Consider the following 17,069-nt stretch of genomic DNA (forward strand, 5'->3'; position numbering starts at 1 on the left):
AAGCAGAGGGGTCCGGCGATACTTAGAGTTCGATAATGAAGTCATCGGCATCCCTATGTACCGGAAAAGCGCTGCGATAGTCGATGAGTTTTTCGGCATCAAGCGTGGTGGTGTGACAGCCCTCTGCGTCCCCACAAACCAACAGTCGTTCGCCGGTAAAGTCGATGACTTCGCTGTCGCCGACGTAGCTGAGGCCATTGGCGTCCTCGCCAATCCGGTTGACGCCGATTACATAGGCGGAATTTTCGATGGCCCTCGCGGGCAACAGGGCACGCCAATGGTGCGCACGCTTGGACGGCCAATTGGCAACGTTGATCAGTGCATCGTAATCCCCACGATTTCTGCTGAACACGGGAAATCTAAGGTCGTAACACACTTCAAGTTTGAGTCGCCAGCCGCGCCAGTCGACGATGACACGACGGTCACCGGCAGCGTAGCGCTGGTGTTCGCCGGCCATGCGAAAGAGATGTCGTTTGTCGTAATGGGTGATTCTGTCCGGTGTTGCAAACAGCATTCGGTTAAACACGACCTCACCGTCCTTGACCGCGATACTGCCGGTGATCGCACAATTCAACTTCGTGGCCAGCGATTGCATCCACTGCTCGGTTTCTCCACCGGGTAGCTCGGCATTGGCCAGCGCGTTCATTGAAAACCCGGTGGTGAACATTTCCGGAAGGACCACGAGGTCGCCGGGTTCCGGGTGTGCCAACAGCATGGACTCGAATTGGTGTCGATTATCGATAGCGCTCTCCCAGGCAAGGCGGCACTGAACGAGAGTTGTTTTTAAATTTTGCATAGTCGCCGTGCGGCCTCCTGAAGCGTGTCGTCGGCTTTAGCGAAACAGAAGCGCAGTTGCTGTTTCTTCGGTGGTTCCTGATAGAACACCGACATTGGAATTGATGCAACGCCGATTTCCCGGGTCCACTGCTCGCAAAGCCGGGTGTCCGGTGTGTCCGTGATATCGGAATAATCCAATACCTGAAAGTAGCTGCCCGTGCTCGGGGTGAAACGAAAGCGCGACGCAGCCAAACCCTGGCAGAAGAGGTCTCGTTTTTGTTGATAAAACCCCGCCAGTGTCGCCGGGTAGTCGGGGTACTCGTCCATAAACTGGGCGAGGGCTGCCTGCACCGGAGTGACCCCCACGAAAGCGACATACTGGTGAATCTTTCGGAGTTCCTGGGTGAGCGCGGGGGGCGCAACGCAATACCCGGTCTTCCAGCCGGTAACGCCAAAAGTCTTGCCAAAGGAGAAGTGCGCAAACGATCGCTCACGCAGCGCCGGGAACTCCAGTACGCTGTAATGGCGTTGATCATCAAACACCAGGAATTCGTAGACCTCATCGCTGCAGACCAGCAGATCATAGTGCCCGGCCAGATGATCGAGCTGCTTCATATCTGCCTGGGTAAAAACGCTGCCGCTGGGGTTGTGCGGCGAATTGATCACGATCAGTCGGGTACGCGCTGTAATTGCGGCTTCGATGCGTCCCCAGTCCGGTTTAAAACCTGTCCCGCCAAGCGGCACGTGAACGGGAAGTCCGCCGGACAGCGCAACCGCTGGTGCGTAGCTGTCGTAGGCGGGGTCGAGCAAAATGACCTCATCGCCGGTCTTCACGACGGCGGTAATCGCACAGAAAATACCTTCGGTGGCTCCCGGTACGATCGTAATTTCGTTAACCGGATCAACAACCACATCGCGAAAGCGCTGAATTTGTCGGGCCACGGCCTCTCTGAGTTCGGGGAGGCCGCTCATCGGCGGGTATTGGTTTCGCCCGGCCATCGCGGCCTTCCCAAGGGCCTGGCGCAATCGCTCGGGAGCGGGAAAGTCGGGGAAGCCCTGGGACAGGTTGATCGCACCGTGCTCAGCGGCGAGCGCCGACATCTGGGTGAAGATAGTGGTGCCTACTTTGGGCAGTTTGCTGGTTAGCATCGGCGGTTTATCCGCGTTCAATGCGTTCGGGGTAGGTGTCTTCCCAGGCGCAGAAGCCGCCATCGAGGCTGTAAACGGTTTCAAATCCCTGGGAAGCGAGAAAAGCCGCCGCTGATTGGCTGGAGATGCCGTGATAGCAGCACACCACAATGGGTTGGGTTGGCGGCGTTTGAGCAATAAAGTCGGGCGCGCTCTCTGAGTCGAGCAGCGTTGCGGCAGGAATGCGGCCCGCCGCATAGGCATGGGGATCGCGGATGTCGACCAGTCGCACTGATCCGGTTTCCAGCCGGGTTACCAGCTCACTAACGCTCAGGTGCTGAAAATTCGCCATGGATTGGTCCACTTATATTCGATGGCGCCACTGTGCCAAACTGGAGCGCAAAAGCCCAATGCCAGTGACATCTTTTCACAGGGCAACCCTGTTCGCCTTCAACACGGAGAGTGCCGATGAAGAGCCTGATTCAGCGAGTGACACAGGCCCAAGTGCAGGTCGATGATAGTACGGTCGGTGCCATCAACCGTGGTTTGCTCGCCTTTGTGGGGGTGGAGCGGGGTGACGATTCCGCCTCTGTGGTGCGAATGGCGCAGCGATTGCTGACCTACCGGGTTTTTTCGGATACCGAGGGCCGTATGAATCGGAGTCTCACCGATGTGGGAGGAGACTTACTTCTGGTTTCCCAATTCACGCTGGCGGCGGATACCCGAAAAGGCACCCGTCCCAGTTTTTCATCCGCGGCTGACCCCGAGGAAGCCGCTGTCATATTTGGAGAGCTAATTGCCTGCTGCCGTGAAAGCGGTCTGCGAACGGAAACCGGGCGTTTTGGCGCCGAAATGGTGGTTTCCCTGATCAATGACGGGCCCGTTACCTTTTTGCTGGAGTGCTAGCTCGGCGGTTGATTACCGGCCGATGACCTCGGGGCGCAGTGGCGCAAGACGAGCCAGCACCCGGTTCTGGACCGGGTAGGGGAATATCGTTTGCCTCCACCCCCTCGGCAATGACATGCAATCCAAAACTATGACCCAGTTCAATGGTTGAGCGCACGATGGTCTGGTCGTCGCCGGATTGGTCAAGGTGGGCATAAAAGGCTAGTCTCATGCGCGTCGCAAGCGCAATCTGCCGCTCTCGCCGATCAGCAGTAAGTCGCCCAGCAGGAATTGAAACCGCGTCGCGCTACCCAGGAGTTCGCTGAAGCGTTTTTCCCAGACATCAAGTGGTGCGTTGCAGTAGCGTCTCGTCAGGGCTACTTGCCCCGTGGATAGGGCCGTATTCTCAGCGCCCTGGGAAACGATAGTTTTGAAGCGATTACAACCCGCATTACCGCTGATGAGCTGGTTTGAAAATTTAATGTTTACCGTTGTTCCTTCCGGCGGTTGATCCTCGTTCTCCGGGTGTAACGTCCATCGACTTCCAGCGAGTGTCTCAAAAGACAAGAAACCCAGTACGGTTGAGTCCTTCTCCACCAGTTCATCGTTTTCGAGGCGCAGTGTCTTGCGAGTCATCTGGGTGGGACAACACATTGCATCGGTGGGGCCAGCCTCGATGACTGTTACGGTGAGCTGATTATCGTAAAGGTCAGAGGCATAGATTTGTACCCGATCGCCGAGTGTAAAGATGGCTTTTTGAACGACGACACCACGAGCTTCGCTGAAGACGGCGAGCATATTGATGGTGCCGCTGCCGCCACGATTGAGCGACAAATGCGCGATAGTGTCGCCAATACCGTCATTGTCAATATCACCATTCACTTCGAACTCTGAAGCCAGCGTTACGGTATCTCTACTGCTTCCGCCCGCTACTGCTGGCGGTCCCTCCCACAAGCCAGCGACAAGTTTTACGGGTTGCAGTCCCGGTAGCCCCCTGACTGTAGTATTCGCAATCTCCGTCAGTGCTGGTGCGGGTACCAGGGACTGTGATCGGGATTGGGCAGCGTGGGTTGCGACTAGCGCCAGCAAAAGAAAGTGTGCAGCGATCATAAAACGGACCGAATAGGGCTGTGTCATGGCGAATAAGTCCAATCGATAGTTGTTGCATGCCCCGATTCTGCTGCGGGCAACTCTAGTGCGGTCTGACCAGAATAGCACTGCTGAGCCCATCACTTGCGCGACTGGCGAATCGTCCCATTTATCAGATGTCGGGCAGACCATCTCTGGGCAAGCGCCGGGGCAGGACAATTCACTGTTAACATCGTGTCCGGTGGGTTAAACATCGGGGTCTGGTTCCTTCGCTGGTGAGCAGATCCGGGTTATCAGGTGGGGTGAAACGGCATGTTATCGAAGACATTTAATGTGGATGGTCGATTATCCGGTGACACGGAATTCATTATTGACTGGCCGCTGTGTCAAGTGCTGCTGATGAACGATGCCCGCTTCCCGTGGCTAATTCTGGTTCCCCGTATTGAGGATGCCCGTGAGCCCTTTGATCTCAGCGAAAGCGAGCAAACGCATCTCTGGCGTGAGTCGATGGTGCTCGGACGATGGATGTCCGAGACTTTCACTGGCGACAAACTAAATATCGGTATGCTGGGTAATATCGTCGCCCAGCTCCATGTGCATCATGTGGCGCGTTCGGTTGGGGATTCGGCGTGGCCCGGACCCGTGTGGGGGAGTGGGACTGCTCAGCCCTACACGCCTACAGCGCTGGCTGAGAAGGTGGCGCTCTGTCAGCGGGGCTTAGCGCCTGAACTGATTTTTTCGGGCTCGACTCGGTAGAATTGCCCAATACCGAACAGGAAGTAATCTGAAGCAAGTTTGGCCGGCCACCTCTGTGACAGAGAGCGTTAAGGCGTAGGTTATGCGCGGTGATTTTCGCCGGTCGTAGCGAAGCTTTATAACGTGAGCCAAGGCTTGATGATCAGGGAGCGATAACCTGACCTCTGTCGGGTGGCGCACCACCTTCGATCAGCGACTGGTAAACATGTGCTATGTGCTCGATACCGTTGTGGGTCTGTACATCGAGCCATCGGCTGGCATGGGCTAGCCCATCCTCCATGAAGGCCTGCACCCGCTGCTGCCAGACGTCAGCGCCCAATTCGCCGATCCGTTGTTCGATATGTCCGGGGGCGAAGAACATTCCGGTGCGGTCTTCGATCAAACCCTCGGCCGTGGGGGTATCGTCTGGCCAGTGGGTGAGCCCGACCTGATGGCTCCAACGCATGTGATCATTGAGGACACGGTGCAGCTCGCCAAGGAGCCGACCATTACCCGACATGTCGATGATGACAGTGTTGATATTATTATCGAGATCTCCGATGTTGTCGTAGCTCAATACCTGATCATAGAGATTGAGCGATTCAACAAACGGCCGGTGCTTGTCGGCGGTTAAACCCACAACCCGAGGCTGGCGTCCAGTATTGGCTTGAGAGAGGCCCCAGGCCAGTCCAATCGCGGTCTTGCTGGAGGCGGATAGCAGAATCACCTGCTCGGCGCCATGAAAGTCGGCCTGTTGCAAGGCATCGCAAAGGCAGAAGGATGTCCCGTAAAGCGGATTCAGCAGTGCCGCCAATCCGTCTCGCTGTTCATCGGCCGCGCCGTCGAGTCGAAGATACCGGTTGTAGACCGGCGGCAGCGACACCCTGTGCGGCGTGATATCGATGATCTGGCGCGCATCGATATCACCGGGGGTCATCATCCATTGGTCGGCCATGGGTAAAAAACCGTAAAGTCTTGTCCCGGTCGCGATCTGGTCATGTCGACTTGCCTTCACTCGGGCAAATCCCCAGGTCGGAATTAACCCCCACTCCCCGCGATCGGCTTCCTGTGTCGGCGGAAAAAAATTCCAGTAACCCAACTGTTCACCGATCCGTCCGTAGGTCACGTTGTTTGCCGTCAGGGCAAAACGTTCAATATCGATAAGGATCTGGCCCGGTTCGAGTGGCCCGGCTGAATCAAGCGGGACGTCGACCAGACGCGTCTTTCGGATGTCCTGTTTACTGGCCTGAAATTCGTACATGTAAGGCTTCTCGGTTGTTAACGGTTACTTTGATGCGGGTACTTTGATATCACCGTTATCGATCATTTGCTGAACCATGTCGACAATGGCGGGCACGGGGTCACGGTAGTTAACCCCAAGATCGTCGATACTTCGACGGTTATCCGCTCGCCACCGCGGACCCTCATGGGCCCGGTATTCGGGTAGCGGCAGCGAGGGGAATAGGGGGTGCAATGCCTCGGCGATATCGTAGAGCGTCAGGGTAGTGGCGTAGTTGATATAACGTCCCTTCGCGGTTTTGAGGTAGCCCGCCCTGCAATGGGCATCGGCGACGTCGCGCACGTCGACGGCGCCCAGGTCCAGGTGGGGTGCGCCATCGCGAAAGCTACCGTCGGTAAGCAGGGTCAGGAACTCAAAAGAGCCCGATGTTTGCCCGGGGGCAAGGCCCGGGCCGACCACTAACGCTGGATTGATTGTCGCCAGGGACCACCGGTCCTGCGCATCCGCCAACGCCCACGCGGCTTTCTCAGCCAGTGTTTTTGAGAGGGCGTAGGGAAGGTTGTCGAGGGTAGAACCCGTGTTCCATTGCGCTTCGGTCAGTACTCCCCCCGGCGCTTTGTCGCAGTCATGATTATCGTGATAAATCGCGGCCACCGAAGAGGTGACAACCACCCGGGTCACTGTAGGGCAGCGGTTGACGGAGGCGAGCACATTCCGTGTTCCCTCGAGTGCGGGATCGATCAGGTCCCTTTGCGCATCCGAGTGGGTCAGGGTAAACGGTGACGCGGTATGAAAGACCACCTGACAATCCGACATAGCGTCATCGTAGCTGCCCTCCTGCAATAGATCTGCCTGAAACAGGCGAAGCGTTCCGGGTGAAGAGTCGCCCAGGTCAATCAGGTGCCCGACTTTTTCAATGTTATCGGGATCGCGAACGGTAGCGTGGACCGTGACCCCCGCTGCCAGGAGTTGCTTGACCAGCCAGCCGGCAATATACCCCGTGGCTCCGGTGACGAGCGCGGGGTATCGGGTATCTATTTCAATGGGAGGTGATTGCATCGGTTTATCCCTGTACATAGCCCGATAACAGTAACCCACGACTGGGGTGAATTCGACCGCGCAATGGGGCGGGACTGAAAATTAATGGGCACGCTATCGTCGGTTACGGCCGGCATTGTAGAGGGTGATCGCAACAGTCACGGCAGGTTAATCAGACCTGTTATCCAAAGGGCACGATCATTGCAAACCGATAGCGAATACACCCCGTATAGATGCCATGGAAAATACACAGCAAAGCGTTATTCGCGACGCGCTCGAAGAGAGTGTCGACACCTCATCCGAGGTTAGTGAACCGGTAAGCGCCCGCTCCCTGCAGCAGCAGGCGTTAGAGCGTGCCGCAGACGGGTATGTACCAAAAACCCTGACTCCCCATGAATGGGAGCTCTACTATCAGCAGCACGGTGTGCCCGAGGCCCACCGGAAAGCCGGGGTGACCGGCAGCGGAGCGCGCGGCGAAGCCGGTCTTCTGGAGAAAGCCCAAGGGGAGGGTAGTGAGCCCGTAAGCGCCCGCTCCCTGCAGCAGCAGGCGTTAGAGCGTGCCGCAGATGGGTATGTACCGACAACCCTGACTCCCCATGAATGGGAGCTTTACTATCAGCAGTACGGCGTGCCCGAGGCCCACCGGAAAGCTGGAGTGACCGGTGGACGGCAAGGCGGAGAAAGCGGCGAGGCCGGTCTTTGGGAAAAGGCCCAAAAGGCATTGAGCCCGGGTCCCTCTTCGGAGTAATCCGCTGTTCCAGCCTCTTTGAACGTCGCGCCGATGAGGACGCTGAGTTTTAGTGGGGCCTCAAGCGACGCTTCGCCAACTAATCACATCCTGGCAGACACGCTTACCTGTATAGTGCCGTAGTGCCCGTGACGGGGTGACGTCTTCTTTTTTACCTCGGTACGCTTTCATGAATACCCCTGAAGAACTTGGCCGCTTCGACGAGCTGCGCCTGCCTGATTTTTTGCTAAAAGCCCTCGCCGATGTCGGCTATGAGTCTCCCTCGGCGATTCAGTCGATGACTATTCCCCCGCTGCTCGATGGCCACGACCTGGTGGGTCAGGCACAGACGGGTACGGGCAAGACTGCCGCGTTTGCGCTGCCCGTTCTGGCCCGGTTGGATACCAAGGCCGGGGGACCGCAGGCTCTGGTGCTTACGCCAACGAGAGAACTCGCGATTCAGGTCGCTGAGGCCTTTCAAAAATACGCGCGCTACAGCAAGGGTTTCAAGGTCGTACCGATTTACGGCGGATCCGACTACCGCACCCAACTGCGGCAACTGCAGCGTGGCGTCCACATTATTGTCGGCACCCCTGGCCGCGTTATGGATCATATGCGCAGAGGCTCGCTGGACCTGTCGTCACTAAAGACCCTGGTGCTCGACGAAGCCGATGAAATGCTGCGTATGGGCTTTATCGATGACGTTGAGTGGATTCTCGAGCAGACCCCGGCAACCCGCCAGATTGCACTGTTTTCCGCAACAATGCCGGATGCTATCCGCCGCATTGCCAAGACCCATTTGCAGAGCCCACAGGAAATCACCATCAAACGGAAGACCGTCACTAATGCGTCGATCCGCCAGCGGGTCTGGATCATGGCGGGCGTGCAAAAGCTCGATGCATTGACGCGGATACTGGAGACGGAAGACTACGACGGGGTCATCATCTTCGTGCGGACCCGCATCGCGACCCAGGAACTTGCTGACAAGCTCGCCGCACGTGGCTTCGCTACTGCCGCATTGAATGGCGATATTGCCCAGAACCAGCGAGAAAAAACCGTAGACAGCTTTAAGCGGGGGCAGCTCGATTTACTGGTGGCCACCGATGTCGCGGCGAGGGGACTCGATGTTGATCGCGTTAGTCATGTGATCAATTACGATATTCCCAATGATCCCGAGGCCTATATCCATCGCATTGGTCGGACCGGCCGGGCAGGTCGCACCGGGGAGGCGATTCTGTTTGCGGCCAAACGGGAACGACGGCTACTGCATGCGATCGAACGCACGACGGGCCAGAAGATTGATCAAATGACCTTGCCCTCGGCGGAGCAGGTGGTCGACAAGCGGGCGGCTCGCTTCAAAGCCCGGATCACTGAAACGCTGGCTGCTTCCGAACTCTCCTCAGCCCGTGAACTGGTGGAATCCTACCAACAGGAATTTGGCGTCCCGGTGGTTGAGGTTGCCGCCGCACTGGTGGTCATGAGCCAGGGTAATGCGCTGACGCCGGCGCCTGAGCCTGAACGAAAACCCAGAACCGCCCGTGCAGAGCGGGATGACAGCAGCTCGAAAGCGCCGCGCCCCCCCCGCAGCGACGCGAAGGCGAAGCCGCGTCCCAAGCGTGCAGAGGGGGATGCAGAGGCGGGTATGATGCGTTACCGGCTTGAGGTCGGGCACGACCATGGTGTTAAGCCCGGTAATATCGTGGGTGCAATTGCCAATGAGGCAGAAATTGAGTCGCAATATATTGGGCGTATTCAAATTTTTGACGACCACAGCATCATCGACTTACCCGAAGGAATGCCCAAAGAGATCTTCAAGCACCTGCAAAAGGTCTGGGTGTCTGGGCAGCAACTGCGTATTTCCAAGGCTGGCGAATCGGATCAGGCACCCGCTGTTCGCGCAACCGGCGACGCACCCGCAAAGCGCAAGCCGAAAAAGACGGCGTCAAAAAAGCCTCGAAAACGCCCGGCGAATTCGCAGCAGTCCTGAAAGTTCTTACAACGCAGGCCGCTACCCCGGCGTGGAAGACGCCCTCCCCAATACCGACGAGAATCGCTGAGCGATACCGGCTGGCCCCGGGGCTTGGGGACGTAGTCTACGCTAGCGCAAAAGCAGCGTGGGAATGGTGGCCACGCGTAACAGGTCGGTGGTTTTACTGCCGAATAGCAAGCTTCGTAGCGGAGAATGGCTGTAGGCGCCCATGGTCAGGATATCGATCTCTTTTTCTTTGATGTAGCGCGCAATCTCGCGCTCCGCATCGCCGGCAACAAGACTTGCCGGCGCCTCAAAGCCTGCATTCTGTAGCGTTTCCTGCGCCCAGTTCAGTTGTTTTTTTGCGTCGCCGCGCAGCTTGCCCGACATCAAGATATGAACGGGCATGCCAGTAAACAGGGGGCTGCCGGCAATCATCTTGACGCCTCGGCGCGTTACGGTGCTGCCGTCGAAGGCAATCAGTGCGCTTTTCGGTTCGCGGAAGGTGTCCGTAACGGTCAGCACGGGCTTTTTGAGTCCACGGACGATACTTTCCACATTACGTCCAAGGTCGCGCTGGGTCTGGTCGGCGGACTCGCCACGTCGACCGAGTACAAACAGACGCACCTCATCCTCCTGCTCGATCAGGGTTTCTTCGAGCCCGCCATAGCGCTGGCGGATATCGACGGATTTAACCCCGGTAGCAGCCACCCGCTCGCGGAGAGCATTAAGGAATAGGCGTCCGGATTCCCGGGCCTCGCGGCTTCGGGATTCATCATCGCTGGACAACTGCTCAAGCAGATTCTCCTGCGCGTCAAAGCCAATCGTGCCAGTCCGGTCAACTCGGGTCGCGGTTTCAGGGTGTCTGTCGATAACATGAAGCAGCTCGAGCTCGTAATCCATACTGCGAGCCGCCCAGGCGGCGTAATCGGCAACGAATTCGGCGTAGCCGGACTGATCAACACAGGCAAGGACTTGGCGTTCCACTTCCATAGCGCTCTTCCTCAGTGTCCCAGCAGCATATCTTCGGCATCGTCTTTATCGTGGACCGCGAAGCGATCCACCATCGTTGCGCTAGCCTCGTTGAGTCCGATGACCTCAACCTCAGTACCTTCTCGTCTGAATTTCATGACCACCTTGTCCAGTGAACTTACGGCGGTGATATCCCAGAAGTGGGCACGACTCACATCAATCGTTACCTTGTCGATGACCTCTTTGTAGTCGAATGCATTGGCAAAGCGGTCAGCGCTGGCAAAAAAGACCTGACCGAGGATGGTATAAGTCCGGCTGCGGCCTTCCTCTTCGGCCAGCGATCTGATGCGCAGGATCTGACCGACTTTATGGGCGAAGAAGAAGCCTGAGAGTAATACGCCCGTCAATACACCCATTGCCAGGTCATGGGTGAAAACGGTGACGAATACTGTCGCGAGCATTACAGCACTGGAGCTTTTGGGATGCTCCCGAAGGTCACGGATAGAGGCCCAGTTAAAGGTACCAATCGATACCATGATCATCACGGCGACCAGGGCTGCCATCGGTATTTGCCCGACCCATTGGTCAGCGAACACCACCATCACCAGTAGGAATATGCCGGCTGCAAAGGTTGAGAGCCGGCCGCGACCCCCTGATTTCACATTGATGACCGACTGTCCGATCATGGCGCAGCCCGCCATTCCTCCGATAAAGCCAGTAGCGATATTAGCAACACCCTGGCCCACACACTCGCGGTTCTTGTCGCTACGCGTATCGGTAAGATCGTCGACAATGGTGGCGGTCATCAGGGATTCCAGCAGGCCAACCGCCATTAAGGTCAGTGAGTAGGGGAAAATAATGGCCAGTGTTTCCCAGTTCAGGGGCACGTCGGGAATCAAAAAAACCGGCAGGCTGTCGGGTAACTGGCCCATATCGCCTACCGTGCGAATGTCGAGGTCGAGTACGATCGCCACGACGGTTAATCCAATAATAGCGATCAGTGGCGATGGAATGGTTCGTGACAACAGTGGGAAGCCATAAATAATGGCCAGTCCGGCGGCCGTCATGGCATAGACGTGCCAGGTGACGTTAGTCAGTTCGGGTAGCTGGGCTATAAAAATAAGAATGGCGAGGGCATTGACGAACCCCGTGACCACCGAGCGGGATACAAATCGCATCAGCGCGCCAAGTTTTACCGAGCCGGCAATGATCTGCAGGACACCCGTCAACACGGTCGCCGCCAGCAGATATTCAAGCCCATGCTCTTTGACAAGCGTGACCATCAACAAGGCCATGGCACCGGTGGCTGCAGAGATCATGCCTGGCCTACCGCCGACAAAAGCGATGACTACGGCGATACAAAATGACGTGTAGAGTCCAATTTTCGGATCCACGCCCGCGATAATCGAGAAGGCAATCGCCTCCGGGATCAGTGCGAGAGCGACGACCATGCCGGCGAGCAGGTCATTGCGAATATTGGAAAACCACTCTTGTTTAATCGTGCTGAGCGACATGAATCATTCCGGTTTTGTTAGGTGTGTGCGTCCAAGGCGGGACCGCCACGCGCAAAGCCGGCAAGGGTAGCGCTAATGCAGGGTCCGGCGAAATGCCATATTCACTAATCGGCGGTTTATACGGACACAAAGCGATTTTGGGGCACGACCGGAGCAGGAAGTTGATAATTGTCGACGATAGCGCGGTAATGGCTGTGAAAGTTAGGAGTTGCGCGAGATACGCGCCGGCGGTGCTAGACCTGGGCGACACCGATGACAAACAGGTAGCGAAGCCCCTTACCGATACCCACCAGAATAATGAAAAGCGACAGCCGCACCCGCATAATGCCCGCTACCAATGTCAGGGCATCCCCCCCAATGGGCAACCAGGCCAGCAGCAACGACCATACGCCGCGCTTTTGATAGGCGCTCTGTGCTCGCGCAATCTGCTCGCGACTGAAATAAAACCATCGCCGGTCCTGAAAGTGAAGCAGGTAGCGTCCCAGTGCCCAGTTGACCACCGAGCCCAGCGTGTTGCCGACCGTAGCAACGAACAGCAGCACCGTGGGGTCGGCGCCGTCACGCAACAGCAGATAAAGCGTCACCTCCGAATAGAACGGCAGTATGGTTGCCGCCAGGAAAGAGGAGCTGAACAATATTAAATAGTCGCTGATCACGGCTTACCCGAATCCGAATGGATGAAAATACGAAACGTTGGGCACTGGCACAGCCTCTGAGGCCGCTGTCGGATAGCCGGTGCGGTGCCTGTTAGCGCAGTCCAGCGCGCACGGACATGGGCCATCACGCAAGGGATATCGATTGAGGGACCGACGATCGTTAGTCGCCCCGCCTTGAGTTAACGCCTGGAAACCCAATCACCGTTTTGGATCGCCAGACCCGGACAGAGAGGGCCGCCTTCGCCGCCTCGTGCAGGAGCTTGAGCCAGTGCCACCGACCCTGCCAACCGATCGGCTTTTGCAGGGCTCACGCGCTTTTCTGCGAATCGTCCTCAGATTCCTCTTCGACGCCTTCCGCAGGATTGACGGCCTCGATTACCGGATCCGGCGCAACGTCATCGATAGCCTCTCCCAGCGGGGTGACCAGCGGCGGCGGGGTTGTCGCGTCGTCGTAGGGTGGTCGTTCAACCACTCGGCGCTTACCGCGCGCGGCTTCCGCCAACTCCTGCATTCCCTCGGCATCGAACGCATCCACGCGCAGCACATCATAAAGTGCATTCAGCGCAGCCAGCAGCGGCTCGCCTTCTTCATGCTTAACAATACCTTCACCAATGGCCCAGTCCACCAGCTCTTTCCGTTGGTGTCCCATGAGCAGTGCAATGCCATCAAGGTCATCCTCGTTCTGTTTGCGAATCACAGCATGCAGGCGATCGCGAATAGGCTGCGTTTGTCGCGCCAGCTTGTAGGCATTGAGTACCCGACCAAGGGGATCATCTGGCGATTCATTGCGATAACACCCTTCGGCGAGCAGGTCGCGCAAGGGAGTGTCCTCAACGATGGCAGCGGCAACCTGTTGCCCCAGTTGGTCATCGGGTTTGCGCAGTCGTCGATGAAATGGCGGAAAGACCAGCAGTCTCAATGCCCAGCGCAGTGGTTTGACCGGGAAGTTATCGATCGCATCGCGTAGTGCATCCTGCAGCTCGGCAAGGTTTTGCTGCAGGCACCACTCGACGATCGGCCGCTGATCCGAGGCGTAGTTGCGATCGTGCCAGAACTTGATCACTGCTGATGAGTAGTACAGCTGTACAAGGGCATCGGCCATACGACCCGAGAGTCGCTGGCGGGCTTTCAAACCACCACCCACCGACAAGAGAGTGACGTCGGTAAGTAGGGAAAATGCCGCGGAGAAGCGCGACAGGCGGCGGTAATAAGCCGTCAGGTTACCCTGCCGCGGGACGGCCTCAAAAACACCGCCGGTCCAGGCGAGAATGGGTGCGCGCAACGCGTTGCGTGCAGTAAATGCGAGATGCCGATAAAACACGCGATCAAACTGCGCAATTCCGGCGCTGGCATTCGGATTCTGCGCGGCCGCTATCTCCTCGGTGATAAAGGGATGGCACCGCACCGCGCCCTGGCCGAAGACCATAAGTGAGCGGGTGAGAATATTGGCACCTTCCACCGTAATGGCGATGGGTACAGCCTGGTAGGCGCGTGCGAGAAAATTCCGTGGTCCCGTGATCACGCCGCGTCCAGCGACTACATCCATGGCGTGGTTAATCGCCTGCCGCATTAAATCGGTGTTGCGGTATTTGAGTAGTGCCGATGGCACAGCCGGTCGAACACCGCGATCGAGCATGCCAACGGTCAGGAGTCGCGCGGCGTTCATCTGATAGGTGTGTCCCGCCAACGGTTCGAGGGCTTCCTGTACGCCTTCGAAGGCGCTAATGGAGCGCCCGAATTGTTCGCGAGCATAGGCATAGGAGCCCGTTGCCAGGCTTGCCAGTTTCCCGGCCCCCGTACCCATCGCCGGCAGCGAGATTGAGCGACCAATAGACAGGCATTCGAGCAGCATGGTCCAGCCCTTGCCCAACCCATCGGGTCCGCCGATCACCTGATCGAGAGGGATGAAAACGTCATTGCCCCAGGTGGGTCCATTCATAAATACCGTGTTCATGGGCAGGTGCCGAGCCCCCGCATTCACACCCTCGAGGTCCCTCGGCACCATAACGCAGGTGACGCCCACGAGGTCGTTGTCACCGTAAAGATGATCGGGGTCGTAAACCTTGATTGCGAGGCCAATCAGTGACGCTACCGGTGCGAGGGTGATATAGCGCTTGTTCCAGGTAACACGCAGGCCGAGGACCTGCTCTCCATTCCACTCTCCGTGACAAAGAATACCCTTGTCAGGAATAGCACCGGCGTCGGAGCCCGCCACCGGCGAGGTCAGCGCAAAACACGGAATCTCGTCGCCTTTGGCGAGCCGCGGTAGATAGTGTGCCTTCTGCTCCTCGGTACCGTACTCCTGCAATAACTCGCCCGGTCCGAGGGAATTGGGGACCATCACTGTCACCGCCGCGGACACGCTGCGGGTCGAAATTTTCATGACGACCTCGGAATGGGCGGTATGCGAAAACCCTTTGCCGCCATGTTCCTTGGGTATCATCAGACCAAGAAACCCTTCGTGCTTGATAAAGTCCCACACTGCAGGGGGAAGGTCGAAGTCTTCATGAACCAGCGCCCAATCGTCCAGCATGGCGCAAAGCGCTTCCACCGGGCCATCGATGAAGGCCTGTTCTTCGTCGCTCAATTGGGCCGGGCGGGCGTCAAGCAGACGCCACCAGTCGGGCTGCCCGGAAAACAGCTCGCCATCCCAATCGACAGAGCCGGACTCCAGTGCGGTGGCTTCCGTATCGGACAATTTGGGCAGCATATTGCGGATCTTTCCCAGTAGCGGCTTGCTCAAGTACCGCTTTCGGGTAGGGGACGGGGTCATGACCAGGAGGGCCAGTGCCAGCAGTAGGGCACCGCCAACGACGCTCACCAGGGCAAAGCCATCGCTGACAAGGCCAAGAAAAGTCGCGCCTAAAATCATCAATCGACTGTTGTTAAGTGTCGATCTTCGGTAAATGGCGGTTAAAACGGCGATAAAAAATAGCGCAAAAGTCATTGCGTAACTCCCAGGGATTCGTCTCGCCACGGTAGCGAATTTGTGCCGAATGTCCAGCGATCAGTGAAGCGCGCAATTTGGAATTGGCAAGCAGAGTCGGTACGGTGTGCGGTTAACTTTGCGAATGGAGGACCTATGTCGAACAGCAAGCAAGCGATCAATCCGGAAAAGGGCTATGTAGCGCTACTGGGTTGGAGTCTCAACGCCGTCGAGGCTGCGGACACGTTTGATAGACGCTATGTTGTCGTCGCGCCCGAGTGGGCAGAAGACTACTGCAAGGAGCACGACATACCGTACGTGGCGTGGAACTTTGAGCGACTCAACGACCGCTCCATGGAGATCGCCGAAACGCTTAAGGACATGGGAGTAGATGTCTCTATCCCGCTTTTCGAGGAGACCGTTGAGTGGGCCGGCGCCATTAACTCGGTGTTAATGGATAAGCCGCGGTTGTTTGGACAAGCTATGCTGCTGCGTGACAAGGCGTTGATGAAGCGTCGCGCTCAGCTTGGTGGCATTCGCGTCGGTATTTTTGAGGAAGCCCATGACCGCGATGACGTTATCCGCTTTTTAAAGCGGGTGAACCAGACCCTGCTCAAGCTGGAGGGTGATCCCGATGATCCCATCCACCTGAAGGCCTTTGACAAGGCGGGATGCCTGGGCCACCGGGTGATTCGAACACCCGACGAAGTGGATACCATTCCAGATGAGGAATTTCCGGTGCTGATGGAGTCGCACCTCGATGGGTGGGAGTTTGCTGTCGAGGCCTGGATTCACAATGGCAAGATCGCGTTTCTCAATATCTCGGAGTACGTCACTCTCGGCTATTCGGTGTTCGTGCCTGCCACCCCCGATCTTGAAAAGTACCGTGAGCAGATTCGTGAACAGATCGAACTACTCATCAAGACCTTTGATATCGAATTTGGTTTTGTACACCCCGAGTACTTTGTGACCAGCGACGGCACCATGTACTTCGGTGAGGTGGCCTATCGCCCGCCCGGTTTCAAGGTGTTCGAATTGCTCGAGCGGTCCTATGGCTTCAATGCCTATCAGGGGCTGATCCTTGCCTTTGATCCCAAGACCACCGATGAGGAAATCAAGGCGTTCTTCCCGAAGGAGGTCGTCGATGCGAAAAACTACGCGGGTTGCTTTGGGGTTTATCCCCGCCGCCGCGTGGTCAGCCGGCTGGAGATTCCCACGGAAACCGAGGATCATTCGTATTTCGAGTCACACGAATTGACCCCGCCCCTGGAGGAAACCGTGACCAAGCGAACCGCCTTTGGTACCCATTGGGGTCTGGTTTATTTCCAGGGTGATGATGCATACACCATGCGAGATCTCCTGAAGCAACAGGAAGAGTTGGACTTTTATGTGTAGCAGCATCTCTCTCACTGG

General features: G+C 57.2%; 15 protein-coding genes. 5 read left to right on the top strand and 10 right to left on the bottom strand.

Annotated elements, in window-relative coordinates; translation table 11 throughout:
• Positions 1-22 precede the first annotated feature (22 nt).
• The 3 genes from NOR51B_RS08490 to glpE are packed head-to-tail and all read right to left on the bottom strand — an operon-like array spanning position 23 to position 2,257.
• On the bottom strand, positions 23-796 hold the full coding sequence (locus NOR51B_RS08490) for an amidohydrolase (protein ID WP_009020765.1): 774 nt from the start codon (positions 794-796) through the stop codon (positions 23-25).
• Complete coding sequence (locus NOR51B_RS08495; RefSeq protein ID WP_009020219.1) at positions 784-1,926, bottom strand: methionine aminotransferase; 1,143 nt, start codon at positions 1,924-1,926, stop codon at positions 784-786. Before NOR51B_RS08495 ends, NOR51B_RS08490 begins: the two co-directional genes overlap by 13 nt.
• A gap of 7 nt (positions 1,927-1,933) precedes the next feature.
• Positions 1,934-2,257: a thiosulfate sulfurtransferase GlpE gene (gene glpE / locus NOR51B_RS08500; protein WP_009020572.1), complete on the bottom strand. Its 324-nt coding sequence runs from the start codon at positions 2,255-2,257 to the stop codon at positions 1,934-1,936.
• A 116-nt stretch (positions 2,258-2,373) separates the two neighbouring features.
• On the opposite strand from glpE, the gene dtd reads away from it, so the two are divergent.
• Complete coding sequence (gene dtd, locus NOR51B_RS08505; RefSeq protein WP_009019829.1) at positions 2,374-2,811, top strand: D-aminoacyl-tRNA deacylase; 438 nt, start codon at positions 2,374-2,376, stop codon at positions 2,809-2,811.
• A 207-nt stretch (positions 2,812-3,018) separates the two neighbouring features.
• On the opposite strand, the gene NOR51B_RS08510 is transcribed toward dtd, so the two are convergent.
• Entirely contained in the window at positions 3,019-3,927 is a 909-nt protein-coding gene (locus NOR51B_RS08510; protein ID WP_040481958.1) for an META domain-containing protein, read from the bottom strand.
• A 264-nt stretch (positions 3,928-4,191) separates the two neighbouring features.
• Between NOR51B_RS08510 and NOR51B_RS08515 the strand changes: the two genes are divergently transcribed.
• The gene (locus NOR51B_RS08515) at positions 4,192-4,635 is read left to right on the top strand and encodes an HIT domain-containing protein (RefSeq protein WP_009020530.1); all 444 of its coding nucleotides are present in this window, start codon (positions 4,192-4,194) and stop codon (positions 4,633-4,635) included.
• 142 nt (positions 4,636-4,777) lie between these two features.
• Here NOR51B_RS08515 and NOR51B_RS08520 read toward each other — a convergent pair whose 3' ends face one another.
• On the bottom strand, positions 4,778-5,875 hold the full coding sequence (locus NOR51B_RS08520) for a DUF2855 family protein (protein ID WP_009018859.1): 1,098 nt from the start codon (positions 5,873-5,875) through the stop codon (positions 4,778-4,780).
• A 24-nt stretch (positions 5,876-5,899) separates the two neighbouring features.
• The gene (locus NOR51B_RS08525) at positions 5,900-6,913 is read right to left on the bottom strand and encodes an NAD-dependent epimerase/dehydratase family protein (protein WP_154647648.1); all 1,014 of its coding nucleotides are present in this window, start codon (positions 6,911-6,913) and stop codon (positions 5,900-5,902) included.
• A 217-nt stretch (positions 6,914-7,130) separates the two neighbouring features.
• Between NOR51B_RS08525 and NOR51B_RS08530 the strand changes: the two genes are divergently transcribed.
• Together NOR51B_RS08530 and NOR51B_RS08535 are read left to right on the top strand one after the other, a co-directional pair.
• Positions 7,131-7,640, top strand: coding sequence for a hypothetical protein (locus tag NOR51B_RS08530; protein ID WP_009019077.1), 510 nt, complete (start codon positions 7,131-7,133; stop codon positions 7,638-7,640).
• Positions 7,641-7,809: 169 nt separating this feature from the next.
• Positions 7,810-9,606, top strand: coding sequence for a DEAD/DEAH box helicase (locus tag NOR51B_RS08535; protein ID WP_009021367.1), 1,797 nt, complete (start codon positions 7,810-7,812; stop codon positions 9,604-9,606).
• Positions 9,607-9,717: 111 nt separating this feature from the next.
• Here NOR51B_RS08535 and NOR51B_RS08540 read toward each other — a convergent pair whose 3' ends face one another.
• From NOR51B_RS08540 to NOR51B_RS08555, 4 genes are all read right to left on the bottom strand, one after another.
• Complete coding sequence (locus NOR51B_RS08540; RefSeq protein ID WP_009020338.1) at positions 9,718-10,581, bottom strand: universal stress protein; 864 nt, start codon at positions 10,579-10,581, stop codon at positions 9,718-9,720.
• An 11-nt stretch (positions 10,582-10,592) separates the two neighbouring features.
• Entirely contained in the window at positions 10,593-12,074 is a 1,482-nt protein-coding gene (locus NOR51B_RS08545) for a SulP family inorganic anion transporter (protein WP_009020171.1), read from the bottom strand.
• Positions 12,075-12,307: 233 nt separating this feature from the next.
• Entirely contained in the window at positions 12,308-12,730 is a 423-nt protein-coding gene (locus NOR51B_RS08550; RefSeq protein ID WP_009021622.1) for a YqaA family protein, read from the bottom strand.
• A gap of 307 nt (positions 12,731-13,037) precedes the next feature.
• A complete protein-coding gene (locus NOR51B_RS08555) occupies positions 13,038-15,677 on the bottom strand; it encodes an acyl-CoA dehydrogenase (RefSeq protein ID WP_009020213.1) in 2,640 nt (879 codons plus the stop codon).
• A 135-nt stretch (positions 15,678-15,812) separates the two neighbouring features.
• Between NOR51B_RS08555 and NOR51B_RS08560 the strand changes: the two genes are divergently transcribed.
• Positions 15,813-17,051: an ATP-grasp domain-containing protein gene (locus NOR51B_RS08560; RefSeq protein WP_009020932.1), complete on the top strand. Its 1,239-nt coding sequence runs from the start codon at positions 15,813-15,815 to the stop codon at positions 17,049-17,051.
• The last annotated feature ends 18 nt before the right edge of the window (positions 17,052-17,069 follow it).

Origin of the sequence: Luminiphilus syltensis NOR5-1B (assembly GCF_000158175.1) — a bacterium.
GTDB lineage: Bacteria > Pseudomonadota > Gammaproteobacteria > Pseudomonadales > Halieaceae > Luminiphilus > Luminiphilus syltensis.